The sequence below is a fragment of the Micromonospora cynarisoli genome, from assembly GCF_030518815.1.
In the GTDB taxonomy this organism is placed as follows: domain Bacteria; phylum Actinomycetota; class Actinomycetes; order Mycobacteriales; family Micromonosporaceae; genus Micromonospora; species Micromonospora wenchangensis.
On the sequence record NZ_CP130426.1, the window covers coordinates 4,983,084 to 5,007,011 of the forward strand.

Genomic DNA, 23,928 nt, shown 5'->3' on the forward strand with positions numbered 1-23,928 from the left:
CGCAGGCCGTTCCCGCCCGTCACCTCGTCGGAGACTCAGGAGCGGGGCGGCGTGCCCGATCCAAGCGGCGGTCGTTGTTGCTGTCGGTGCCTGCCTCGGTCTTGGTGTTGCCCTCCTTCTTCTTCGGTTGGGAGTACTTCTCGACGAGGGCATCGATGGCGCTCTTGTCCTGGGGCTCGGCCTTCATGGCGTTCTGCCGGATGGCGGTGGCTTCCCCGATTACGGGTTTCGGTGCTCGGGTGCGCATGGTGAACGCGGGTGTCTGTCGTCCGTCGGCGACCAGGCGGGTCGCGGTGGTGTAGGCGTCGAGGTGGGTAAGGTCGTGTTCGTCGAGTTCGGGAAGGGTGTGCCGGGCGAGGACCCGGGCGTCTTCGGGGGCGCAGGAGAAGTACACCTTGTTGCGGGCGTTCGCCGACGCCGCGGCGAGGAGGTCTTTCGGGAACTGGGCGAGGTCCTGGTGGGACAAGACCAGGGACAGCCGGTACTTGCGGGCTTCGGCGAGCATTGTGTCGAGGCTGTTGGCGAGGGTGAGGAAGTTCTGGGCCTCGTCGATGATCAGGGTGGCGTCGCGGCGTTTGTCGGGGGCGAGGCGGGCGCGGGCGGTGGCGGCCTGCCAGACCTGCGCCAGGATCAGCGAGCCGAGCAGTTTGCTGGTGTCCTCCCCGAGTTGCCCCTTGGGGATCCGTACGAGCAGGGCCCCACCGTCGAGGACCTCACCCATGTCGAAGCTCGACTTGGGGTACTGCATGGTCCGTTTGACGAAGTCGCGTAGCAGGAATGAGCGCAGGCGGGCCAGGACCGGTCCGATGACCTGGGAGCGTAGGCCCGGGTTGAGTTCGTCGTACCACTGCCAGAAGCCGTGCAGTCCGGCCGGGTCGTCGAGGTCGACGGTCATCGCGCTTCTGAACTGGGCGGAGTTGAGCAGCGGTGGGATGTGCTGCAGGGTGACGTTGGCGTGGCGCAGCAGGGTCAGGCACGCCACGCGCATGACGTCGTCCATGCGGGGCCCCCACGCTTTGGCGAAGATGTTGCCGAAGATCGACACGAGGTTGTCGACGACGAGGTCGTGGTCGTCGCCTTCGAGGGGGTTGATCGTGGGCGGGTTGGGTTGGTCGGGGTCGAACAGCACGACCCGGTCGGCCACGCTGGTGGGCAGCCGGTCGAGGATGTCCAGGACCAGGTCGCCGTGCGGGTCGATGACGACGGTGCCCCGGCCGGCGATGATGTCGTCGACGGCCATGCTCACCAACATGGTCGTCTTTCCCGAGCCGGTGGATCCGATCACGTGCATGTGATACCTCGCGTCGGGCACGGACAGGGCGACGGTGTGCCCGCCGATCTGCGCGTCGCCGAGGACTTTCTCGCCGCGTCCGCCGCCGGTGACGGCGACCGGGGCGGGCATGGACTTGGCGCGGGCCCGGTCCAGGCCGGGCACCGCCAGGTCCTGCGGTAGCGCGGCGAGCCCGGCCAACTCGGGGAGGGAGGTGAGGAACCCGGCGCCGAGACGCCGCTGGGCCAACACTGCGGTGGGATGCGGCATGCGGGCGCGGTGGGTGAGCCGGTTGCGCGCGGAGTAGACGGCGAACGCTGAGGCGATGGTGTCGGCGACGCCGCGCAGCCGGGGACGCTGGTCGGTGGTGGTACGGCCGGTGTTCTTGGCCACGGCGTAGCGCACGGCGGTCTCCCACAGCGGGTGGGAGGTCTTGTCGAGGATGGCCCGCACGTCGCGTTCGACGCTGGGGTCACGGCGTGCGGCCGGCGCCGCCCGGGCGGTGCTGGTGGGGCGGCGGGGGAGGAACGCCTCGACGAGCCACAGCAGCGGTGCGGCCGGGTTGATGACCGGCAGGGCGGTTTTGCCGTCGCGGAGCCGTCGGGCGGCGCGGCGGGCGCGGGAGGCGCGGCGGGTGGTGGCGGGGCGGGCGAGGATCTGCACGCAGGCGTGCTCGTCGGCACGCAGGCCCGATCCGGCCGACATCAGGGCGCGCAGTGGGTCGGTGTCGTGGTCGGTGTGCAGCGGCAGCCACTCGGCGGCCACGGGCAGCAGGTGGCCTCCCACCGCTGTGGTGTGGGCGGGGATGGGCGGGCCGGGGTTGTCGTCGGTGGTGCAGGCGGCGCCGGGCCACGCGGCCCGCACGGCGGCTTCGACGGCGCCGGGTGGGACAGTGCCGGGCACCCATACGGAGATGAGCAGCCGTCGTCCGGTCCAGGTGTATTGCCAGGCGACGTGCGGGCTGCCGTAGAGCAGCCGCCGGCGCCGGGAGGGGGTGAGGGTGCCGGCGAGGTTGGCCCACAGCGCGGCGCTGCTGGCCGGGTCCACCTCCGGTGGCGGTGCGACGGTGATCAGGCGGGCGCCGTCGGCGTGGCGGCGGTGCCGCCATCCGGCGAGGAGGTTCCGGCCGGCGACGTAGGTGATCAGCGCGGCCGCGGCGACGGCGAGCAGCCACGGCCGTGCTGCCGCCCATCCGGCGGCGTCGAGCACCCACCGTGTCCCGCCGTCAGGCGGTGGGATGCCGGGGATGCTCGGTGCTGGCGTGGGCGCGCCGCCGTGCGCCACCGCGGTGGGCAGGATGGCGGTCCCCGGGTTCACAGGTCCTCCTCGCTGTCGAGCGCGGCCAGGTCCTGCGGACGGGTGGTGGCGAGGTGATGCTCGGCGTCGGAGGCGATCGCCTCGAAACTCGTCCGGTTGGCGCCGGCGATGAGTAGGCCGGTGCCGACGCGGGCGGCAAGCAGGAGCCGCCGTTCGCCGGCGGTGAGGCCGAAGGAGTCGCCGACGGCGTCGATGGCTTGCGGGGCCTGCTTGAGCAGCACCTGGGTGGCGGCGTTGGCGACCACGGCCTGCCCGAGGTCGGTGCCCAGGACATCGGAGACGTCCTGGGTGATCACGGCTAGGCCGGCGTGGCGTTTGCGGGCGGCCTTGGACATGCGGAACAGGAAACGGGCGCCTTCGCCGTCGCGCATGAGCAGCCACGCCTCGTCCACCACGACCAGCCGCCGGGTCGCTGCCGCGCCGGGGGCGTCGACTCGGCGCCAGATCGCGTCGAGGGCCAGGAGGGTGCCGACGGTGCGTAGCTCGTCGGGGAGTTGCCGCAGCGACCATACGACCAGGTGCCCGTCGAGGCGGGTGGTGGACGGGCCGTCGAACAGTTGGGAGAACGAGCCGTGCACCCAGGGGGCGAGGCGGGCGGCGAGTTGCCCCGCCGCGGGGTCGCTGTCGCTGTCCAGGCAGGAGGCGAGGTCGCGCAGCAGCGGCGCGGGCCGGTGATGGGTTGCCGGGTCGGCGGAGATCCCGGCCTGGCGGTAGACGGTCAGGATCGCCCGGTCCAGGGCGGCGCGTTCGGCCGGTGGGGGCTGCTCACCGAGCAGCACGGCGATGAGGGTGTGCAGGAACAGCCCCCGGCGGGTCAGCACATCGGGACGGCGGTCTCCGGTGGGCAGGTCCAAGGGGTTGACCTTCACGCCGGGCGCGCCGAGACGCACGACGGTGCCGCCGACGGCGTCGGCGAGGCGCAGGTACTCGTCTTCGGGGTCAATGACGGCGACCTGCACCTGCTGATAGAGGTTGCGCAGGATCTCCAGCTTGACGAAGTAGGACTTGCCGGCGCCGGAGCGGGCCAGCACCACGCTGTTGTGGTTCTCCTGCGCCCAGCGGTCCCACCACACGATGCCCTGGGAGTCCGGGTTGACGCCGTAGAGCACGCCGCCTTCGGCGGGCGGGTCGCCGGGCAGCGGGGCGGGCAGGTCGGCCGAGGCGAGGGGGAACGCGGCGGCGAGGGCCTGGGTGTCCATGGTGCGGCGCATCTGCAGGCTGTCGACGCACAAGGGCAGGGTGGTGGTCCAGCCGGCGAGATGGCGCCAGGTGGCGGGTTGCACCTCGATCAGGGTGGACGCGGCGGCGGCCTTCACCTGCGCGCACGCCTGCAACAGTTCGTCCTCGGTGCGGGCGTGCACGGTCAGGTACAGGCCGACGCGGAACAGTTTTGCCTGCCCACGGGCGAGGCGCTGGGCGAGGTCAGCGGCGTCGTCGGCCGCCGCTTCGACGTACGGGTCGGCGAGCTTGCCGGCGGTGGCGTCGGCGCGGCGGCTGGACTCGAAACGGGCACGCTGGTTGCGCAGCCGCGACGCGGCGACCGGGGCGGGCAGCGGGTCGATGTGCAGGGCCAGGTCGAGGCGACCTGGCCAGGACAGCAGGGGTTCCAGCCAGGCGTGACCGACCTCGGCGGGGTAACCGGTGACCACGAGGGTCGCGGCGTAGCCGTCGCCGACGCGCAGCATCCTCGGGGTCACCTCCACCGAGGCGGGAGCGACGGCGCCCGTCAGCGACGACCGCTGGCGGGCGCTGCTGTCGGCGCGGGTTCGGGTACGGATTCTCATCGGGGTCCCTTCTCCTGTCGGGGTGGGCTGTCTGGGCCGGTGATGACGGCGTCGGGGGCGGCGAGGCCGCCGGGACGCGAGGGCCGGTAGGGGTCGGCGGCGGCGGCGATCGCCGCGGTGACCGCCGCCCCGTTCAGGGCGCGAGTGGTGACCCCTAGGCCGGACAGCGTCCGCACGGTGTCGTCGGCGCGGCGCCGCGCCGCGTGGTCACCACGCTCACCGTTGTTGGTGCGGGTGACGATGAGGACCTGCCGGCGCAGCGGATCCCGGCGGGTGGCGAGGTCGTCGAGGAACCGGGCATGGTCGCCCGCCGCGTCAGCGAGAGCCGGGTGCGCGAGGCCGTCCACGGCCTGCGACAGGGAGCGGGCGGCGGAGCGCAGGTCGACCGGCTGCGCCGACACGACGATCTGCGTCGGCGTGGACAGGCTGTTCAGCCAGCGGCCGAAGGTGTCGACCAGGGCTGCCTGCTCGTCGGCGGTGCGCAGCGCCAGGTTGACGCTGGTCGCGGCGACCATCGCCGCCCGCGTTGCGCCGAGGCGGATCTCCCCGCCGTCGTCGATCGCGTCAGCGGGCAGGGCCAGCGGCGCCGGCACCATCACCCTGTTCTTCGGCGCACGCACCCAGTCCGGTGTCGCCGAGGCCGTGTCGGTGGTCGACAACGCCCGGGGCGCACGCGAGTGCCGGATGGCGGCGAGCAGCCACACGTCCAGCGGGAGGCCGTCGCGGCGCCCGACGGCGATACCGAAGCTGAGGCCGCCGACGATGACGGCGGCGCCGACGAGCACCGGCCCCGGCACCACCGTGTGCAGGCCCCGCCAGGCGCCGTAGAAGGCCAGAGCCACGACGGCCAGGATCGCGAGCTGACGGAAGGTCAGCCCGTAGGCGACCTTGTCGGGGGCGTCGACGTCGGCCGGCATCCGTGCCCGATGCGTCTCGCGGTCGGTGGGGAGGCTCATCGGCGCACCACCCTCATGGCGCTGTCGAGGCCGGGTATCGCGCGGGTGGCCTGCTGCACGACGATCACCCGCACGGCCGCGCCGAGCATGGTGGACCCGCCGCCGCTGCCACCGGCGCTGACGTAGCGGCGCATCAGGTGCGGCACCCGCAGGGTGGTCCAGAGCATGACCATGACGACGAACAGGTTCAGCACCCCGCCGGGATCGACCGGCAGGCCGAACACGGGCAGCAGATGCGCCGGGTCGGTGAGCATCCACTGCCCGGCGTAGAGGGTGAAGCCCTGCACCACCGGCACCGCCAGGACGCCGGCGTACGAGCGCCACCACAGGCGTGCGACCGGGTCGGTCTGCGGCAGCGCGTGACAGGCCAGGGCCAGCGGCGCGGCGGCGGTCAGGACCAGCACGACGGCGAAACGGACGATCACGCTGAATGCGGTTCCGGCCAGGAGCACCGCGATGATCGCCACGCAGATCACGAACAGCAGGGCGGCGATCTTGTCCTGCCCCGCGAGGATGTGGGTCTTGATCGCGCGCAGCGCCCCGGCGTGGTCACCGTCGCCGGTGGTGAGCGCCGTGGTGAGAGCGTTCGCGAGATCGATGAGCATGCCACACCACAGTTGGGAGAAATGCGCGGCGACGATGGCCACGATCAGGCGCGGGAGCAGATCCTTGACGGTGTACCGGGAGCGTTCGTCGCCGCCGGAGGTCATGGTGAGCACGCCGACGGCGACGAACGCCAGGACGAACACGGTGTCCACGACGAACACCGAACGGCCGGTCAGCGCCTGCACCTGCGGCAGGGCGGTCACGTCCGGGGTGATCAGCAGGGCGCTGCTGATCACCCCGATCAGCGCGTCCAGGGTCGCCAGGATCGCGATGGTGAGCCAGTCGAGGATCTGGCCGAGCACGTAGCTCATGATCAGCCTCCGACAATGCCCTGGACGATTTCCAGCAGCACCGGGGCGAGGACGGCCAGGCCGTAACCGATCAGCGCGTTGCGTAGCGCGCCCTTGGCCCTGTCGACCTGCGCCGGGTTGCCGCCGGCGGTGGCCCAGTACACGCCTGCCAGAACGAGGAACAGGGTGGCGACTGCGGCGAGGATGCCGATCAGCCAGAGCCGCAGGTTGGCGATGACGACCGGCAGGGAGTTCACCGCCAGCGCGGGTGTTCCGGCGTCGGCGTACGCGGCGGCGGGCACGGACAGGAGCAGCACCTGGCCGGTCACTGCGGCGAGGCGGCCGACCTGGCGGGTGGTTCGAGAGCGGGTGAGGGCACGGGCACGTGCCGGGATACGGAACATGAGAGGTTCACCTCCGGCCCCGGGTGGCGGGGCGGTTGTCGGTGGTCCGGGTGGGTGGACCGCCGCCGGAGGGCGGGCACGCACGGCGCCACGACGCACCGCCGTCCCCGGGAGGAGCACGTCCTCCCTTGTCGGGTAGCGGTGTGTTCGATGAGGTGTCAGCGCACCAAACTGCGCGGCACCCGGAGACGTCCGATGCGTCAGGCGGCCCGATCAGGGCCCAGCCCTCCGGCGGCGGGCGGAACCGCTCACCCCCGCCGGGCGGCGGGCGTGGAGGTCTCGCACTCTTAAACCCGCGTTTGTGTGCTCTGGCGAACGCCTGCCCCACTCACAGCGCCTCACAGAAGCTCACAGCGTTCGGCCCATCTGGCCTCTGACCGGTAAGTGATCCCGGCGGGTGGTCTCTCCTATCGACGTGATCCGGTCGCCACGGTGACCGACGCAGCGACCTCCCGGTCCCTTGGACCGGCCTGCGGCGCTGCCGCCCGGTGAGGTTTCGCCGCAGTGCCGGCCCGGTCAGGGCCGGCAGGCGAGGCGTGCGGCACGGCTGCGGCGCCCGCACCGGCAAGGCCGGTGCGGGCGCCGCGATGGTGGTGCCACGGGTGATGTCAGGCGGCTGCCCGCATGTCGCTCTGTTGGGTGCGGTGGAGGCTGGCGGCGCGGAGGCTGCCACGACGGCCGGCCTGCGCGGCGAGGGCCTGCGCTGCCTGCGGGGACGCCACCCCGGTGAGTAGACCGGTGGCGAGGGCTTCGGCGATGCGGGTGTCGATGCGGCCCAGCCGCATCCGCAGCGCGGCGGCCGTGATGCCCATGCCAGCGGCGACCCCTTCGACTGACTTGCGGCCGAGCCGCACCTCGATGAAGGGGTGTTCGTCCTCGGCGTCGAGGATCCCGAGCTGCACGGCGCGGTGGACCAGCACGTCCGGATGCCCGTAGGGCATGCGCGGTGTGCGGGGACCGGCGACGTGCTCGACGTCGTCGACCGTGGTGAACTCCGACGCCTGCTGGCGCAGCTTGAACCCGGCGCGCCATCCGGCGCGGCATAACGCCGCGTACGGGGCGGGTCGGGCGAGGTCCACATGGTCGCGCAACGCGACGAGAAAACCCGTCAGGATCTCCGCCTCAAGGTCGTCGGGATCACCGCCGTAGCAGGTGGTCAGCTGACGGGTGTAGCGGCGCAGCGCCGGCAGGGCCATGCCGACCGCGGCGATGACCCACTGTGGGCCGTCCAGGCGGGCACGGCGGACCAACTCCGCCCACACCGCGTCGCGTGCCGCGAAGGCGCGTGGGTGCTCCAGCAGCCAGTCCCGCGCCGCCGTCAGCGGCAGCGCACCCTTCGGGAGGTCGAGGTCGGGGCCGAGCACGTCGCAGTCGATCGACAGGGGATCGGGGCCGCTGGTCAGCGCCGTGAAGGCCAGCTCCGCGGCATCCAACGGCGAGTCCGGCCACTGGGTGGGGGTCGCGTTCATGACTGCCACTCCTTCGGTAGTCGCTGTCGCGTCTGCTGACAGCGGGGCACCGATTACGCCATGGCCCGCTCACCACCGCTCACCGCGCAGGTCAGGCCGGAAACTGCGCCGCCACCGGCCCGACAGGGCGGCCGGCGTGGTCGCACCCGATCCCTGTCTGTCGGACCGTCGCCACGGGGCCGCTGAGCAGGACTGTGAGTGGCGAGCGGCTAGTGCCGTGGCCACGAATGTTCGCGGTGTTGGGTGACACGCCGTCTGGCCTGTCGGCTGGGCGGGGTCGTGGCGGTCAGGCTGTGGCGGTGGCAGAACCCGTTCGCGTTCGGCGGCTCAGTGACCAGGAGGGTCAGCAGCTGCTGAGGATCACTCGTAGAGGTACCGGCTCGCCGATCCGCCTTCGGCGGGCGATGGTCGTGCTCGCCTCGGCCGGCGGGAACACGGTGCAGGCGATCGCCCGTCTCGTGCAGGCCGACGAGGACACGATCCGGCAGGTCATCCACCGGTTCAACGAGATGGGGATGGCCAGCCTGGACCCTCAGTGGGCGGGTGGCCGTCCCCGCCAGATCAGTCCCGATGACGAGGCGTTCATCGTCGAGACGGCCAACACCCGCCCCGAGAAGCTGGGGCGGCCCTTCACCCGGTGGAGTGTCCGCAAACTCGCCGAGCACCTGGGCTCGCATGCCGTTCGGCGGGTCCGGGTGGGGCGGGAGAGGTTGCGGCAGATCCTGCACCGGCATCGGATCACGTTCCAGCGGACGAAGACGTGGAAGGAGTCCACCGACCCCGACCGGGACGTCAAGCTCGCCCGGATCGAGCAGGTGAGCAGCCACTTCCCGCAGCGGGTGTTTGCCTTCGACGAGTTCGGGCCCCTGGTCATCCGCCCGCAGGCCGGCACCGGCTGGGCGCCCGCGGGCCATCCGCACCGGCTACCGGCGAACTACCACAAGCTGCACGGCGTGCGGCAGTTCCACGGCTGCTACTCCGTCGGTGACGACCAACTCTGGGGCGTCGTGCGGCGTCGCAAGAGCGCCGCGAACAGCCTCGCCGCCTTGAAGTCGATCCGCGCCGCCCGCCCGGACGGGGCACCGATCTACGTGATCCTGGACAACCTGTCCGCGCACAAAGGCCGCAAGATCCGCAGATGGGCGGCCCGGAACAAGGTCGAGCTCTGCTTCACCCCGACCTACGCCTCCTGGGCCAACCCGATCGAGGCCCAGTTCGGACCGCTACGCACCTTCGTCATCGCCGGCTCGAACCACCCGAACCACCCGACGCTGACCCGGAAACTGCACGCCTACCTGCGCTGGCGCAACGCCAACGCCCGCCACCCCGACGTCCTGGCCGCCCAACGCCGCGAACGCGCCCGCGTCCGCAGCGAACGCCAACGACGCTGGGGCCAACCCACCACCCGCGCAGCCTGACCCCAACACCGTCAACGTTCGTGGTCACGGCACTAGTGATCCACCCGTCACGGACGGCCTACGGACGGCAGCCGCGCGGTCGGTGCCGGCAGTTCATCGGGCCGCTCACCACGACTCACAGGAACTCGCATCCGCTGGCAGCCACGACTCACCGTCGCTCACAGCGGGCAACTGGCGAGATCCTACGGCGGCGTAACAGCCCTCGTCGGCAGGTTGCCGGACGCCCGGCCGGCGGCGCGGGGCCGGAGCAGCATCGCTCGCCGGCCCGCAAGGGAGACACCGGTGACGACGGGGCAGCCGCCCGGCTGTGATGCCGAGGCGGCATCGAAGGATTTGTCACTGAGACCGGCGGACACCGTTGACATGGTGACCATGTCAACGATGCCCGCCGATGCTCGCGGACATGACGGCATGGCCGGCGGTCACGGCAGCCATGCCATCGACGGACGGTGTCACCGCAACCGGGCGTCATCGTGCCACGATGACCATGTCAACGATCCATATCGATGCATTCGGGCCTGCCGGCGTTCCTGCTGGTCGCGATGATCGTGTCACCGCAGCGCCTGGTCCGGGGGCGCTCATGACATGGCACCAGCCGTGCCGTGACGCGGTGGCATGGGCCGCCCTCGTTGACATTCTGTCCCGGGTGGGCCGTTGGGCAGCGGGGTTCGATATCGGTGACCGCTGTGGCCGCACTGCATGGCGTCCACGCGGCGGTGACAGCGTCGAGCGCGGTCACGGGCCGCAGGTGGTGGCGTCAACGTCGTGCGGCCACGCTGTCCGCGGTCGCTGCGCGCTGCGGTCGGTCGGTGGCGGTCACGGGCTGTGTCATGACATCGGCGCGTACGCGGCATGGACACGACGACCGAAGCTACCGACGTTCGCGGATGACACGAGGGCAATCCGGTGGCCGCGTGGCCGGTGTTCATGGCGGTCGCGCTGCCGCTGCCGGCGGTCTTGGAGCAGCGCGGACCAGTCCGCCAAGAAGGCGGTGGCAGATCCGTTCATCCTGCCCTGGGGTGCCGCGTGTCCGGTGTTCCGGGCCAGGGTTCTGCGCTCCTTGTCCTGTCAATGGCGACAGGGTCGCCCAGTCGGACGGGCGCTGTGAGCGGCTGTGAGGCTCTGTGAGTCAGGCAGGCGTTCGCCAGAGCACACAAACGCGGATTTAAGAGTGTCAGCGCACTGCATGCGCGGCGCGGAGCCGACACCCAATGAGCGACACGCCGCAGCACCACAACGTCCCTGCCCACCCGCTCGGCCCGCCCGTGGTCGACCCGACCCTGATCGATCTGGTCGCCGGTGACCCACCGGTGCCGGTCACCGTGTGGCGCACCGCCCACGATCCGCGTGATGCCGGCCGAAGCATCGGCTCCCGTCTGGCCTACCGGCTCGTGGCCGCCTACACCCACCCTGGCGAGGCCGTCGTCGACCTCACCACCGACCACGCTCTCACCGACGTCTGCGCGGCCGGCGGACGCCGCCACCACCCGGGCTGGTTCACCGAGGCGTCCAGCCTGATCGTGGGACCGGCCACCCCGCGCACACGCCCCGACCCCGCCGCCCTCGCCGAGGACGGCGATCCGGTGCCCGACATCGGCGCGTGGTTCGGCGACGACCTCACCGACGCCCCACCCGCCGATCCCACCGAGCCGGGCCGGACCTCTCTCGGGGAGGCGACGAGCCTGGTCGTGGCCAGCTGGCCGCTGGATCCCGACGACACTGTCAACCGGATCCGTCTGGCGTGGCTGCTGACCGTCTGCGCGCGGCTGCTGCGCCCCGGCGGCTGCCTCGTCCTCGTCGTCACCGTCCCCGAGACGGCTGGCAGCCCGGAGGACTTCAGCCCCGTCGCCACCGCTGCCGCGCAGGCCGGGCTGGGCTACCTGCAGCACATCGTCGCCGTCGCCGCCGACACCGACGAGGACCGGTTCGCCTACTACGCCTCCGACGAGGAACTGCTCACCCTCACCCACCCGCGGTGGGTGGCGCACCTGCGGGTTCATGCGGACCTGCTCGTGTTCTCACCCGCGCAGGGCGAGCGGCGCCGCGACGGCGGTGAGCGCCGTGGCTGATCACCCCCGCGACCCGCACCAGCCGAACGGTGACGCCGTGGCGGAGCACGACGGTCAGCGTCACGCCGCGCCGCCGGAGGGCTTGTCGGTGTGGGCGACCGCGCAGCGCACCGGTCCGGTGCAGCGGCGAGGCCGGTACGTGCCGGAGTCGGTCAAGCACCCGGCCCGGATGCTCCCGGCGATCGCCGCGCACGCGGTACACGCCTACACCCGGCCCGGGGATCTCGTCCTGGACCCGATGTGCGGGATCGGCACCACCCTCGTCGAGGCCATTCACGCCGGACGCGACGCGATCGGTGTGGAGTACGAGCCGCGCTGGTCCAACATCGCCGACGCCAACATCACCCACGCCCACCACCAGGGCGCCACCGGCCGTGCGTCGGTCGTCCGTGGCGACGCCACCCGCCTGTCCGCGCTTCTGCCTGCCGCCCTTGCCGGGCAGGTCGCGTTGGTGGTCACCTCACCGCCGTACGGACCGACCGTGCACGGCCTGGTGCGGCCGGGCGAGCACCGGGTGGCGAAGTTCGACAACGCCTACAACGACGGATACGACCGGGGCAACCTCGCCTACCGCGACCTCACCGGCCTCGCCGACGGGTTCGCGCAGATCCTGGCCGGATGCGCCGTGCTGCTGCGACCCGGCGGCACGGTCGTGGTCACCGCCCGGCCGTGGCGCAAGCACGGGCAACTGGTCGACCTGCCCTCGGCGGTCATCGCCGCCGGCGTTCGCGCCGGCCTGACGCCCACCGAGCGGTGCGTCGCGCTGCTCGCGGCGGTGCGTGACGGGCATCTCGTCGCCCGCCCGTCGTTCTTCCAGCTCCAGGCTGTGCGTAGAGCCCGCGCGGTCGGCACCCCGCTGCACCTGATCACGCACGAAGACGTGCTGATCTTCCGCCGCCCGCCAAAGTCCGCGAGTTCGGCTGAACCCAAGTGTTCGCAGGGCGAATCCGGGTGTCCGGAGGGGACATCATGTCATGCGGACACCGGGGTTCAGGGCAACTCGGGGAGGCGGTCCGAGTGAGGGTCGCCGATGAGGTCTCGGGCGTTGGTGGCCCAGCGGATGGCGGTGCCTTCGCTGAGCCCGAAGACGGCGGCGAGGTGCAGCGGGTCGGCGCCGGTGGTGACGGCTTCCTCGAGTTGCCGGTCGATGCGCAGTCGTTCGAGGGTGCCGGGCAGGCCGCGCAGGTTCAGGATCCAGGTGGCGCTGACCGGGGCGAGGCCCAGGGCGCTGGCGGTGCTGACGAGCAGGTGCGGGTTGGCGGTGTGGGGCCAGCGTTCGCGTCGGTAGGTCAGCCAGTCGAGCAGCGCCTGGGCGGTGAGGTTGTCCAGTGGTCGGGTGTTGCCGGCGATGGTGATCCGCCGGCCAGCGAGGTCGACGTCGTTGAGGTGCAGAGCGCGGATCTTCCCTGGTCTGGCGGCGTGGACGGCGGCCAGCACGACGCAGAGCCGCGCCTGCGGGGTCGTGGCGGCGGTGACGCTGGCGCTGATGTCATCCGGTGCCAGCAGCGGCCAGATCGGGTCCGGCACGGTCGGGCCTCGCAGGCCGCGGGTGGGGTTGCGGAAGACCAGCTTGTTCGTCTTGGCCCATCGGAACAGGCCACGCAGGGCGGTCGTCGCTGTTTCCCGGCGGCGGCCGTGCAGCGTGGCGAGGTAGGTCTGGACGTCCTCGCGGGTGACCTCGCGCAGGTGCTCGCGCTGCGGCCAGCCGGCGGCAGCGTCGATCACGGCAGCGGTGTAGGCGCGGACGGTGCCGTAGTTGCGGGGCCGGCTTCGTGGGCTGCCGTCGCGCAGCGTGCGCGCCCAACTGCTCAGGTCTCGACGCCACGGTCCGGGCAGTCCGGCGAGTCTGGCGGCCATCCAGCCCTCCAGGCTGGCAGGCCGGTCATCGTCGACGATGTCCATGGCCGTGAGGATCTCGATGACGTGGTCGAGGTTGATGTATTGCCGGGCGGCGACGGGCGCGAAGTCGCTGACGCGGATGCGGTCAGGTTCGCGGTGCCCGGTGAGCAGCAGCACCAAGACCCGCTGCATCGCGCGCTGCGCGGTGGGTTCCCATCCGCGTGCCTCGGCCGTGGTGTGGGCCAGATGCAGGCCCCAGGCCAGCCAGGGGTTGTCCGGTGGCGGCCCGGCGCGCAGGTCCACCGCAGCACGGTAGTGGCGTGGTCCGGGCGGCAGCAGCGGCTCCTGCAACCAGGCGCTGCGGGGGCGGCCCGCGTGTGGTGGTGGCTGCTTGGGCGGCCGGCCTTTGGCGCCGTAGCGGCGTGGTGCCGTGCGTGGTGGTGGCTGCCGGCGGTCGCTGAGGCTCAAGAACAGTTGCTGCCAGCGGATGCCTGCAAGGTAGGGGGAGAGCATGACGGCGGAGCGGGCGTCGCTGGCCAGCCGCGCCCGCTCGTCGCGGGCCTGGCACCAGCACAGGCGGCAGTAGCCCTGCTTCAGTCGCTGCAGCCGGGCGCAGGCCCCGCACTCGCCGGTCGGGTAGCCCTTGTGCGGGGCGGCGAAGTTGTAGCAGGGCAGGCAGATGCCCTGGGCGTAGGTCAGGCCCCAGGCGAAGCAGTCCGCGCAGCTGGTGACGGTGCGCGGCACGACTGTGCCGTCATGGTCGCGGGCAGCCACCGGTCAGCGCGGCGGCAGCGACCGGCCGTCGCGGCGGCGGGGAACCACCCGGCTGATCGGAACGGGTGCCGTGGCATCGGCGGCGGGCTTCGCAGCCTCCGGGGTGGCCCGGGACACGGTGTCGGGCTCGGCGATCAGCAGGTCACCGACCTGGCAGTCCAGCGCCACGCAGATCACGTCGAGGTCAGCCAGTTTGACCGTCACGGGCTGGCCGGACCACAGCCCGGACATCTTCCCGGCGGAGATGACCAGGCCGTGCTCGGCGAACAGCTGCTGCAGCTCGGAGGCCTTCCAGATGCCGCGTTGAGCCGCGACCAGGCGCATGTTCCACCGCATTCAGCCCAGTCCTTCCAGTCGTCGGGCGGCGCGTCGCTGCCCATCGAGCCATGCCTGCTCGATGCGGGTGCGGTGCACGTGGACGTACTTCATCGTCGTGGCGACCCAGGAGTGCCCGAGCATCTCCTGGATCGCGATCAGGTCCACCCCGTTGAGATACATCTGCGACGCGCAGTAGTGCCGCAGCACGTGCGGGGTGAGCTTGTCCGTCCAGGCCGGCAGGTGCGCGGCGACCGCCGCGGCGAGCCCGGCGCGCAGAACGTCGTAACTGACCCGACCGGCGCCGAGGCGTTCCGAGCAGAACAGAGGTGTGCCGGGCGTCCGGTAGTCGCCGCCGAAGTGCGCCCACACGTCCTCGACGAACCAGGCGAGGGTGCGGCCGGCGTGGTTGATCAGCGGCACCATGCGTTCGCGGGGACCGGAGCCCTTGGCGCCTTTGCCGTGGCGGACGTGGAGCTTGCCGAACGGGCCGAGGTCCCACTTGATGTCGTCCAGGTCCAGGCTGCGGGCCTCGTTGACCCGCAGCCCGACGTCGGCCATCAACCTCGCCGCCGTGTAGTTGCGGGCCGTCGGCGCGAACTTGCGGCATGTCGTCAACTCTGCCGCCCAGCCCGTGAACAACGTGTCGATTTCCTCGACGCTGGGCGGGATCCGGAGCTTGGCGTCCTTCCGCCCGCGCGGCCGGTTCATCTCGTCGATCGGACACGCCACGACCCGGCCGGTCAGCGCGTGCAGCTCCGCCTGGAAGCGCAACTCAAGGAACGCGAAGTAGGTGCGCAGCGCTTGCGAACGGGCCAGCCTCGTCCCCGACGGCGCACCCCGCAGCACGCGACCGAAGTAGGCGTCCGCGTCCGCCGGTTCCATCTCCCACAGCGGCCGGCCGAACCAATCCCGAATCTGCTCCAGCTGGCTGACATCGCCGCGCACCGTGCCGTCGGTCAACCCGGCCGAGGCCCGCGCCAGCACGAACCCGGCCAGGACATCCACCTCGAACCGCTCGATCTCCTCGGCCGACGCCGGCGCACGCCGGTCACGCAGATCCCGGACGACCGCCAACCCCAACTCAAGAACCTCACGTTCAAGCACGCCGAAGCCACTCCAGACGATCCGAAGCAACTTCAAGATTCCCGAGAAGGGCTCAGAACACAACCATTGATCCGCATCGCGAGACCCACCAGCTCAAGGACCTCCACCACCAGACACACGCCGACCAACTCAAGCGATGTCGTACTCGGCGACCACCTGGGTTCGGCGTTCCGAAGCCCACCCGAGGGCGGGGTGGTCGCGTGAACCCCTCCGTCCATCGCTACTTGAGCCTCGGCGTCGGTGTGCAGAGCTCCACTGTCCTGCTGCTTGCCGCGTGCGGTGAGATCCCCACCTTCACGGCGGCGATCTTCGCCGACACCGGGTGGGAACCCGGCCCCGTCTACGCCCACCTTCAACGGCTGGAGCGGATAGCCGGCGCGGCGGGGATCCCGATCACGCGGGTCGCGGCAGGCGATATCCGCCGCGACGCCCTTGACCCCGCGCACCGCTTCGCCAGCATGCCGCTGTTCACCCTCGGCCCTCACGGGGAACGCGGGATGGCCCGCCGCCAGTGCACGGGCGAATACAAGATCAAACCCATCAAGGCGGAGGTGCGGCGCCGGCTCGGGTGCCCGTACCCGGCCCGGGTTCCCGCTGGCCTGGTGGCGCAGATGGCCATCGGCATCAGCCTCGACGAGATCGGGCGTGCCCGCGACGCCGACGTCGCCTATATGCGCAACATCTATCCGCTGCTCGACCTCGGATGGAGGCGCGAGGAGTGCCTGAGCTACCTCTCCGACCACGGCCTCGCGGACACCCCGCGCAGCGCCTGTGTCGGGTGCCCGTACCGCACCGACGCCGAATGGGCGCGGCTGCGCCGCGACGACCCCGCCGGATGGGAAGACGCCGTCGCGTTCGACGCGGCGATCCGGCACGGCTCGGCGCGGGCCAACGCCGCCGGCCAACCGCTACGGGGCCAGTTCTTCCTCCACCGCCAACGCGTCCCACTCGAGCAGGTCACGCTCCGCCCGAGAGCCGAGGCGGGAACGGACGCGCCCGGCTGCGGGCCGTGGACCTGCCCGCACACCGACCCACCCGCCGGTGAAGCCGGCGACGCGGCAGCGACGCCGGGACGGGAGGCCCGCCATTGAGCAGCACCTTCCACCCCGGATCGGATCCCTGTGCACCGGCTACGGAGGCCTCGACCTGGCCGTCGAGCTGGTGCTCGGCGGCCGGCTCGCCTGGTACGCCGAAACCGACCGCCACGCCAACACCGTCCTCGCCCACCATTGGCCCGGCATCCCGAACCTCGGCGACATCCGCACCGTCGACTGGACCCAGGTCACGCCCATCGACATCCTCACCGCCGGATTCCCCTGCCAGGACATCAGCAACGCCGGCAAACGCGTCGGCATCACCGGAGAGCACTCCAGCCTGTGGAGCGCCGTCGCCGACGCCGTTCGCGCGCTTCGACCGCCGCTGGTCTTCGTGGAGAACGTTGCCGCGCTCCTGCGCCGAGGATTCGACGTCGTCGAAGCCGACCTGGCCGCGATCGGGTACGACACGAGCTGGACGTGCCTACGCGCATCCGATGTCGGTGCCGCTCACCGCCGCGACCGACTGTTCCTGCTGGCCACTCCCACCGATGGACTGGCAGGGGGTGCGGACGTTGCCGACACCGTGCGCCCGTGACGGCAAAGGCCCCGGCCACCAGTACGGGCTGCCGGACCTGGTCGAGCCGACCGGCACCCGCCACCACCTGCTGCCGACACCGACCGCGGTGACATACGGGTCGAACAAGTCCCTCACGGCCGGGGCGGCCCGCCGGCCCAGCCTCGCCGGTATCGCCGGGCAGTTGCTGCCCACACCCACCGCGGGAGGCGGCACCGGCTACATGAGCGGTACCAACCGTGATACCTGGCGACCGACCCTGGAATCGGCGGTCCGCGGCTACCGGCCGCAGCGGGGCGGGATACCGACGACTCCGCCGCTGCTGCCCACCCCACGCGCCAGCGACACCGGCACCCCCGGCCGGCGCGCCGGCACCGGGTGGGGGCCACCGCTGTCGCAGGTGCTGCTGCCCACCCCGAAGGCAACCGACGGCACCAAGGGCTGCCCAGGACAACGCGGCTCACACGGGGACCTCACCCTGCCGTCGGCGGCGGTGCGGGTGCCGGCCCGGACCTTGCCCACTCCGCGCGCCTCCGACGCGCGGGGACCTGGCCGGCACGGCGACGGCGGTCCGGACCTGCGCACCACCGTCGCCGGACTCGGTCAGCCCGACGCCGACCGGTGGGGCGTCTACGCCGAAGCGGTAGCACGCTGGGAACTGCTACTCGGCCGACCCGCGCCGGAGCCGACCCAACCCGGGCAGCATCGGAAACCGGTCCTGGCGCCGCCGTTCGTGGAATGGCTCATGGGACTCGACCAGCACTGGGTCACCGACCCGACCCTCGCACTGCCGCGCACCGCCGCGCTGCGGGTCCTCGGCAACGGCGTCGTCCCGCAACAGGCAGCCACCGCGTTGCGGCTGCTGCTGTGCCCGCACCGCTGGCAGGTGACGTCATGACCGCAGACGACCGAGACGTGGGCCTGACCGACTACCAGTACCACCAGGAAGGGCCCGTCACCCTGTACCTCGGCGACGTCCAACGAGTGCTGACGGCCATGCCCGAGGCATCCGTTGACTGCGTCGTCACCTCACCCCCATTCTGGGGCCTGCGGGACTACGGCACCGGCCGCTGGAGCGGCGGCGACCCGGACTGCGTCCACACCGTGCGCCATCGAGTCGACGCCACAACCTGCCGGAGATGCCCGGCCCAGTGGTCCGATCCGCAGTACGGACTCGAACCCACCCTGGACGAGTACATCAATCGGCTGGTCGACGTGTTCGCGCAAGTGCGGCGGGTGCTCACCCCCAGAGGCACCTGTTGGCTCAATCTCGGTGACAGCTACAGCAGCGCCTCCGGCGGTGCGCCCCAGGGTGGCCGGCCACAACCCGGAGGGCTGCGGCCGGTCCGCCCCCGCGTGCAGGACACCTTCGCGCCGAAGAACCTCTTGGGTGTGCCCTGGCGGGTCGCGTTCGCTCTGCAGGCCGCGGGCTGGTGGCTGCGCAACGCGATCGTCTGGTCGAAGACCAACCCGATGCCCGAGTCCGTCCGTGACCGCCTGTCCACCACCTACGAACTGCTGTTCCTTCTCACGGCGTCACGCGCCTACTACTTCGACCTGGACCCGATCCGGGTTCCTCTGGCCCACCCCGACGCCGCCGACGGCAGCCGGGTCATCGGTGGCGCCCACAAGGGCTCCACGGGCGGCATCGGCGCGACCGCACGCCGCCGGGGTGCCACTGCCTACGGACACAAGTACACCGCCGTCAACGTGACCGAGCCGCGCCCTGCGGCCGGCAACCTCAAGCCGCTCGGGCACGCCCACACCGCCGCGCACCCCCGAGGCCGCAACCCTGGAGATGTGTGGCGCATCGCCACCCGCCCCTACCGCGGCTCTCACGTGGCTCCGTTTCCCATCGATCTGCCTTTGCGGGCTATTGCCGCCGGCTGCCCACCCGGTGGCGTGGTCCTCGATCCGTTCTCCGGCGCCGGCACCACCGGCCTGGCCGCGGTGCAACTCGGCAGGCGCTTCCTCGGCATCGACATCGCCGACCGGTTCCATCAGGAGGCCATCGCCCGGCTGCGTCCACACCTGCCGCGGGAGACGACGTGAGCCTTCGCCTCGTGCCGGTCACCTTCGCCCAGGCGGGCCAGTTCATCGCCGACTGGCACCGCCACCACCGCCCACCCCAGGGTCACAAGTTCTCCCTCGGCATCGCCCGGGAACAAGAGTTGGTCGGGGTGGCGGTGGTCGGTAGACCAGTCGCGCGGATGCTCGATGACGGCCACACCCTCGAAGTCACCCGGGTCGCCGTCGCTGACTCGGTCCCGAACAGCTGCAGCATGCTCTATGCCGCTGCTTGGAGGGCCGCGAAAGCGCTCGGATACCGACGGCTGATCACCTACACCCAGCACGGTGAGTCCGGTGCCAGCCTGCGCGCGGCCGGATGGCGCATCGTCGCTTCCCGGCCGCCCACGCCCGGCTGGTCCCGAGCCACCCGACCCCGCGCCGACCATGGCGTCGACCACATCGCCCGGCTCCGCTGGCAGCCACCGCACTGACCCGTTCGACACCCCGTGCGGTTCGAGGGTGGGTGTCCTGCGACCTGCGGCGGGCACCCACCCTCGGCCAGTACACCACCGCGCTCTCGCGGTGCGCCGACAACGGCTGCTTCCGCCCTGGCCGCTATCTCGGGCGACACCCCCGAGCGGCGATGGCTACCCCAACGGGACGACCGCGCCCACCGGTCCGCGTTCGCGACCGCCTACGCACACCGGCGGCGGCCTGCGTCGGTGCCCGCGCCCCGCGGCCCGACATTCCACACCGCATGTTCAAGGAGAAGTGATGTCCACCCACCACCCAGACCACACGTCGGCGGCCACCGGAGCATCGGCGCGGCGTGCATCCCCCCGACCGCGCCGGCAGAACAACCCGACCTTCCCGGTGGTCATCGTGCGGCCGGCCATGATCGACCTTCCGTCCACCACGGCTGCCCAACGACATCGACGGCGGGCAGCAGACCAGCTCGCGGCCGAGCTGACCGACGCCGCTCGGACAGGCCGCCCCTGCCTCATCAAAGAACTGATCCTGGACGCGCCGATGGACGAGGTTCCCGCATCAACGACAATCGCCAACGAGGCGACACAAATCGTCGACGCACCGCCACCTGCCGCAGTGCGTGTCGGCCGGAACCTGCGCGGCGAACCCGTCGCGGTCGTGCTCCACGGCGACCGGTGGAGCCTCGTCATAGAAGCCCCTCCCACCGCAACGCGACGACCAGCGGCCAGCTGCGTGTTCATCACCGTACTCGGCCCGGCACCCGACGTGCCGTACGTCGTCTTCCGTTTCGACGACGACCCCAGTCCACTCGGCGTCGGCTGGACCGAGATGATCAACCACGTCCTGGCGACAGCAACCGCACCCCACCCCACCCCAGCACCTCGCCCGCCGCGCGGGCCAACCGTCCCGCCAGCTCCGGCGCAGAGCGCGGCACCACACCTGTGGCCTGGCCACGGTGCCTGCTGACCTGAAGCCCCTGCGGAACCCCGCGCCTCCACAGGCACAGCCACACGCGATCTCCCACCGATCCACATCCACGTACCCCGATCATCTGTTCCGCTCGACGTCAAGGAGCTCTCTCGTGACCAGCACCGACGCCACCAACAGCGACACCCCACGCACTGTTGATGGCCAGGGCGAGGTATGGAGCGAACAGCGCATCCGCGCACTCGGCGCGATCACCGACCTCCCCACCGCCGGCCGCATCTTCGGCCTGGGGCGCGCCCTGTCCTACGAACTCGCCCGCACCGACGCCTTCCCCGCGCCCGTCCTCCGCGTCGGTGCCCGTTACAAGGTGCCCGTCGCCGGAATCCTCACCACCCTCGGCCTGCAGGGCACACCCGGCGACTTGACCCCGGGCGGCATGCGAAGCGTCGATCACCAGGACGGGATCAGCAGCATCGAACCGCCGCACAACGGCGACACCAGGAAGAAGGAATCGTGACCCGCGTTCGCAACCCCGAAGGGGCACTCACCAAACGCTGCACCTGCACCGACCCCGACAGCGGCAAACGACTCGGCAGCCGGTGCCCGAAACTACGGCGGCCCGGCGGCGGCTGGCACCCCACCCACGGCATGTGGGGCTACCAACTCGAACTGCCCGCACGGCCCACGCAGGCACGCCGCCAACTTCGCCGCTCCGGCTTCGACAACCGTGACACCGCCAGCGCCGAACTGCGTCACGCCCGTACGCTGCTCGACCTCGCCGACGGCGACCAGGACCTCGCCGTCGAAGTCGCGGACCTACTGCACGCCTGCCGGCCCGGCACGCCACTACCCGACCGCGACACCCTCGCCGCCCGCATCCGCGCCGGTGTGCCCGCCGCGGTCCCCACCACCACCGGCGACTACCTCACCACCTGGCTGCAAGGACGACGAGGACTCGCGGAAAAGACCATCCGCGGCTACTCCGACCACATTCGCCTCTACCTGATCCCCCACCTCGGGAAGATTCCCCTCCAGAGCCTGCGTACCGGCCACATCGAGGCCATGTTCACGGCCATCGGCAATCAGCAGGACGCCATCCGCGCCGCCCGCGCCAGCACCGACCCCGCCGTACGTGCCACTGTCAAGGGCGTCCGGCCCATGGAGGCGTCCAGCACCCAACGGCTCTACGCCACCCTCCGCAAGGCCCTCAACGACGCCGTCGTCCGCGCCAAGCTCATCCCCGCCAACCCCGCCCTCGGAGTCGAGCTACCCACCGCGAAGCGACCCAAGGCACGAGTGTGGACCGCCAAGGCGGTCGAGCACTGGCAGGCCACCGGCAAGCGCCCCAGCCCCGTCATGGTCTGGACGCCCACGCAAGCCGGTCGGTTCCTCGACCACACCCAACGCCACGACATCGTCCTCTACGCCATGTACCTACTCATCCTGCACCGCGGCCTGCGACGCGGAGAGGCATGCGGACTACGCGACCACGACGTCGACCTCGACTCCCGCCACCTCACCATCGTCGAACAGATCACCACCGTCGGCTATACACCCATCACCCGCCCCGTCAAGAGCGACGCCGGTGACCGCACCATCCCCCTCGGCCCGAAAACCACCTCCGCCCTGCGCGACTACATCAAGATGCGCCGACGGTGGCAGACCGTCAACGGCGACCAATGGCCCGACACCGGCCTGTTCTTCGTCCGACCCGACGGCCAACCATGGCACCCCCAAACCATCAGTGACCGCTTCGACCACCTCATCGCCACATCCGGACTACCACCCGTACGCCTCCACGACCTCCGCCACTGCGCCGCCAGCTACCTCCGCCACGGCGGCGCCGACATGAAAGAAGTCCAGGAAACCCTGGGACACTCCACCCTCGGACTCACCTCCGACACCTACACCAGCATCATTCTCGACCTCGAACGCGGCAACGCCGACGCCGCCGCCGACCTCATCCCCCGCAACGCCGCCTAAGAGCTCCTAACGAAATGATGTTGGGCGTGTCCTCGGGACGTAAGGATCGTTCTGCCTGAACGTGAGGAGGGGTGAGCAGCCGCCGTGGATCGTCTCGGACGAACTCTGGGCCGAGATCGCACCGTTGCTGCCACCCCGACCACCACGCCGGCAGCGGTTCCCGGGCCGTAAGCCGCTGGATGACCGCAAGGTGTTGTGCGGGATCCTGTTCGTGCTCTACACCGCGATCCCCTGGGAGTGCCTGCCCCAAGAGCTCGGCTTCGGGTCAGGAATGACCTGCTGGCGCAGGCTGCGGGACTGGAACGACGCTGGCGTCTGGCAACGACTGCATGAGGTGCTGCTGGGCAAGCTGCGGGCCGCCGGGCAGTTGGACATGTCGCGGGCGGTGATCGACGGCTCCCACATCCGGGCGCTCAAGGGCGGCCCAAAACCGGTCCGAGCCCGGTCGACCGCCGCAAGCCAGGCTCGAAACACCACGTCATCACCGACGCGGGCGGCATCCCCCTCGCCACGGCGCTGACCGGCGGCAACCGCCATGACGTCACCCAACTGCTGCCCCTGGTCGACAAGGTCCCCCGGATCAAGGGCACCCGAGGCAGACCACGGCAACGACCACAGCGGCTCTACGCCGACCGGGGCTACGACTACGACTGCTACCGCCGGGACCTGCGGGCCAGGGGGATTACCCCGGTCATCGCCCGACGCGGCATCGGCCACGGCTCCGGACTCGGCGCCCGACGGTGGGTCGTCGAGCAGACCATCGCCCTGCTGCACTGGTTCCGCCGCCTCCGCATCCGCTGGGAGATCCGCGACGACATCCACGAAGCGTTCCTCACCCTTGTCTGCGCCATCATCTGCTGGCGCAGACTCCAACGCTCAAAGAGTTAGGAGCTCTAAGAGAGGTTGCCCAGCGCAGGCGGGAGTGTGTCGAATGTGAGACAACGCCGAGATCGGCCCACTCCCGGCGAGGCGGCGGGGCGATGCCGGTTCCACCAGTGCCGGCGCCGGAATGGAGGAAAACGGCGGGCGGATGACTGCCAATACACCTAACGGCCCCGATCCTGATGGTCGGGGCCGTTCGGTTGTCAGTGACCTGCGGACCGTGCTCGCTCCACCTGCTCGCGGCCGTGGCCAGCAGCCCGGGGCGGTCGCGCCGACAGGTCGAGACTGCCTGGCGCCGACCGGCACCGCAACGACTCACAGCTTCCCTGTGGAAAACTTGGCAGGCTGTGGAAAACGCCCGGATCAAGCCAGATGTGCTGCGCCGCGCGAAGCGCTCCTGCCACTCCT

The 23,928-nt window shown here is 71.2% G+C and carries 21 protein-coding genes; 12 read left to right on the plus strand and 9 right to left on the minus strand.

What is annotated here, in order from left to right:
• Positions 1 to 19: 19 nt before the first annotated feature.
• From Q2K16_RS21640 to Q2K16_RS21665, 6 genes are all read right to left on the minus strand, one after another.
• A complete protein-coding gene (locus Q2K16_RS21640; RefSeq protein ID WP_489671798.1) occupies positions 20 to 2,587 on the minus strand; it encodes a helicase HerA domain-containing protein in 2,568 nt (855 codons plus the stop codon).
• The gene (locus tag Q2K16_RS21645) at positions 2,584 to 4,371 is read right to left on the minus strand and encodes a VirB4 family type IV secretion system protein (RefSeq protein ID WP_302739697.1); all 1,788 of its coding nucleotides are present in this window, start codon (positions 4,369 to 4,371) and stop codon (positions 2,584 to 2,586) included. Before Q2K16_RS21645 ends, Q2K16_RS21640 begins: the two co-directional genes overlap by 4 nt.
• Positions 4,368 to 5,327: a PrgI family protein gene (locus Q2K16_RS21650; protein WP_302739699.1), complete on the minus strand. Its 960-nt coding sequence runs from the start codon at positions 5,325 to 5,327 to the stop codon at positions 4,368 to 4,370. Before Q2K16_RS21650 ends, Q2K16_RS21645 begins: the two co-directional genes overlap by 4 nt.
• Positions 5,324 to 6,244: a TrbL/VirB6 family protein gene (locus Q2K16_RS21655; protein ID WP_302739700.1), complete on the minus strand. Its 921-nt coding sequence runs from the start codon at positions 6,242 to 6,244 to the stop codon at positions 5,324 to 5,326. Before Q2K16_RS21655 ends, Q2K16_RS21650 begins: the two co-directional genes overlap by 4 nt.
• Before the next feature lie 2 nt (positions 6,245 to 6,246).
• Positions 6,247 to 6,627 carry a pilin gene (locus Q2K16_RS21660; protein WP_302739701.1) on the minus strand — a complete coding sequence of 127 codons (381 nt, stop codon included), beginning with the start codon at positions 6,625 to 6,627 and terminating at the stop codon, positions 6,247 to 6,249.
• A 608-nt stretch (positions 6,628 to 7,235) separates the two neighbouring features.
• Entirely contained in the window at positions 7,236 to 8,096 is an 861-nt protein-coding gene (locus tag Q2K16_RS21665; protein WP_302739702.1) for a hypothetical protein, read from the minus strand.
• Positions 8,097 to 8,395: 299 nt separating this feature from the next.
• On the opposite strand from Q2K16_RS21665, the gene Q2K16_RS21670 reads away from it, so the two are divergent.
• The 3 genes from Q2K16_RS21670 (at position 8,396) to Q2K16_RS21680 (ending at position 12,604) form a co-directional block, all read left to right on the plus strand.
• Positions 8,396 to 9,514 (plus strand): IS630 family transposase, encoded by a 1,119-nt coding sequence (locus Q2K16_RS21670; RefSeq protein ID WP_302739705.1) that lies wholly within the window; start codon positions 8,396 to 8,398, stop codon positions 9,512 to 9,514.
• A gap of 1,211 nt (positions 9,515 to 10,725) precedes the next feature.
• Entirely contained in the window at positions 10,726 to 11,583 is an 858-nt protein-coding gene (locus Q2K16_RS21675; protein ID WP_302739706.1) for a hypothetical protein, read from the plus strand.
• Entirely contained in the window at positions 11,567 to 12,604 is a 1,038-nt protein-coding gene (locus Q2K16_RS21680; protein ID WP_302739707.1) for a TRM11 family SAM-dependent methyltransferase, read from the plus strand. The genes Q2K16_RS21675 and Q2K16_RS21680 overlap by 17 nt, the downstream gene beginning before the upstream one ends.
• Here the strand turns inward: Q2K16_RS21680 and Q2K16_RS21685 are convergent.
• The 3 genes from Q2K16_RS21685 to Q2K16_RS21695 are packed head-to-tail and all read right to left on the minus strand — an operon-like array spanning position 12,574 to position 15,618.
• Positions 12,574 to 14,166, minus strand: a complete 1,593-nt coding sequence (locus tag Q2K16_RS21685; protein WP_302739709.1) for an integrase — start codon at positions 14,164 to 14,166, stop codon at positions 12,574 to 12,576. The genes Q2K16_RS21680 and Q2K16_RS21685 overlap by 31 nt on opposite strands.
• Positions 14,167 to 14,199: 33 nt before the next feature.
• Positions 14,200 to 14,532: a helix-turn-helix domain-containing protein gene (locus Q2K16_RS21690; RefSeq protein ID WP_194820917.1), complete on the minus strand. Its 333-nt coding sequence runs from the start codon at positions 14,530 to 14,532 to the stop codon at positions 14,200 to 14,202.
• Positions 14,533 to 15,618 carry a tyrosine-type recombinase/integrase gene (locus tag Q2K16_RS21695; RefSeq protein ID WP_302739712.1) on the minus strand — a complete coding sequence of 362 codons (1,086 nt, stop codon included), beginning with the start codon at positions 15,616 to 15,618 and terminating at the stop codon, positions 14,533 to 14,535. It abuts the gene before it with no gap.
• A gap of 200 nt (positions 15,619 to 15,818) precedes the next feature.
• On the opposite strand from Q2K16_RS21695, the gene Q2K16_RS21700 reads away from it, so the two are divergent.
• The 9 genes from Q2K16_RS21700 to Q2K16_RS21740 all read left to right on the plus strand — a co-directional run bounded on the left by Q2K16_RS21700 (position 15,819) and on the right by Q2K16_RS21740 (position 23,526).
• Entirely contained in the window at positions 15,819 to 16,709 is an 891-nt protein-coding gene (locus tag Q2K16_RS21700) for an adenine nucleotide alpha hydrolase family protein (RefSeq protein ID WP_302739713.1), read from the plus strand.
• Positions 16,660 to 17,250, plus strand: coding sequence for a DNA cytosine methyltransferase (locus tag Q2K16_RS21705; RefSeq protein WP_302739715.1), 591 nt, complete (start codon positions 16,660 to 16,662; stop codon positions 17,248 to 17,250). The genes Q2K16_RS21700 and Q2K16_RS21705 overlap by 50 nt, the downstream gene beginning before the upstream one ends.
• Complete coding sequence (locus Q2K16_RS21710) at positions 17,204 to 18,127, plus strand: hypothetical protein (RefSeq protein WP_302739717.1); 924 nt, start codon at positions 17,204 to 17,206, stop codon at positions 18,125 to 18,127. The genes Q2K16_RS21705 and Q2K16_RS21710 overlap by 47 nt, the downstream gene beginning before the upstream one ends.
• On the plus strand, positions 18,124 to 19,281 hold the full coding sequence (locus tag Q2K16_RS21715; protein WP_302739719.1) for a DNA-methyltransferase: 1,158 nt from the start codon (positions 18,124 to 18,126) through the stop codon (positions 19,279 to 19,281). Before Q2K16_RS21710 ends, Q2K16_RS21715 begins: the two co-directional genes overlap by 4 nt.
• The gene (locus Q2K16_RS21720) at positions 19,278 to 19,730 is read left to right on the plus strand and encodes an XF1762 family protein (protein WP_302739720.1); all 453 of its coding nucleotides are present in this window, start codon (positions 19,278 to 19,280) and stop codon (positions 19,728 to 19,730) included. Before Q2K16_RS21715 ends, Q2K16_RS21720 begins: the two co-directional genes overlap by 4 nt.
• Positions 19,731 to 20,013: 283 nt before the next feature.
• Positions 20,014 to 20,694, plus strand: coding sequence for a hypothetical protein (locus Q2K16_RS21725; protein ID WP_302739721.1), 681 nt, complete (start codon positions 20,014 to 20,016; stop codon positions 20,692 to 20,694).
• Positions 20,695 to 20,809: 115 nt separating this feature from the next.
• Entirely contained in the window at positions 20,810 to 21,172 is a 363-nt protein-coding gene (locus tag Q2K16_RS21730; RefSeq protein ID WP_302739723.1) for a hypothetical protein, read from the plus strand.
• A complete protein-coding gene (locus tag Q2K16_RS21735) occupies positions 21,169 to 22,638 on the plus strand; it encodes a tyrosine-type recombinase/integrase (RefSeq protein ID WP_302739725.1) in 1,470 nt (489 codons plus the stop codon). Before Q2K16_RS21730 ends, Q2K16_RS21735 begins: the two co-directional genes overlap by 4 nt.
• Positions 22,639 to 22,726: 88 nt before the next feature.
• Positions 22,727 to 23,526, plus strand: a protein-coding gene (locus Q2K16_RS21740; protein ID WP_302746573.1) for an IS5 family transposase whose coding sequence is annotated in 2 segments (ribosomal slippage) — positions 22,727 to 23,063 and positions 23,063 to 23,526 — 801 coding nt in all. Because the reading frame shifts where the segments join, the coding sequence is not laid out codon by codon here.
• Positions 23,527 to 23,928 lie beyond the last annotated feature (402 nt).

Excerpts from the sequence above, each read along its gene's own strand:
- Q2K16_RS21655 (WP_302739700.1), bottom strand. The coding sequence starts at position 6,244 with ATGAGCTACGTGCTCGGCCAGATCCTCGACTGGCTCACCATCGCGATC.
- Q2K16_RS21710 (WP_302739717.1), top strand. The coding sequence starts at position 17,204 with ATGGACTGGCAGGGGGTGCGGACGTTGCCGACACCGTGCGCCCGTGAC.
- Q2K16_RS21725 (WP_302739721.1), top strand. The coding sequence starts at position 20,014 with ATGTCCACCCACCACCCAGACCACACGTCGGCGGCCACCGGAGCATCG.
- Q2K16_RS21660 (WP_302739701.1), bottom strand. The coding sequence starts at position 6,627 with ATGTTCCGTATCCCGGCACGTGCCCGTGCCCTCACCCGCTCTCGAACC.
- Q2K16_RS21650 (WP_302739699.1), bottom strand. The coding sequence starts at position 5,327 with ATGAGCCTCCCCACCGACCGCGAGACGCATCGGGCACGGATGCCGGCC.
- Q2K16_RS21715 (WP_302739719.1), top strand. The coding sequence starts at position 18,124 with ATGACCGCAGACGACCGAGACGTGGGCCTGACCGACTACCAGTACCAC.
- Q2K16_RS21690 (WP_194820917.1), bottom strand. The coding sequence starts at position 14,532 with ATGCGGTGGAACATGCGCCTGGTCGCGGCTCAACGCGGCATCTGGAAG.
- Q2K16_RS21675 (WP_302739706.1), top strand. The coding sequence starts at position 10,726 with ATGAGCGACACGCCGCAGCACCACAACGTCCCTGCCCACCCGCTCGGC.
- Q2K16_RS21665 (WP_302739702.1), bottom strand. The coding sequence starts at position 8,096 with ATGAACGCGACCCCCACCCAGTGGCCGGACTCGCCGTTGGATGCCGCG.
- Q2K16_RS21645 (WP_302739697.1), bottom strand. The coding sequence starts at position 4,371 with ATGAGAATCCGTACCCGAACCCGCGCCGACAGCAGCGCCCGCCAGCGG.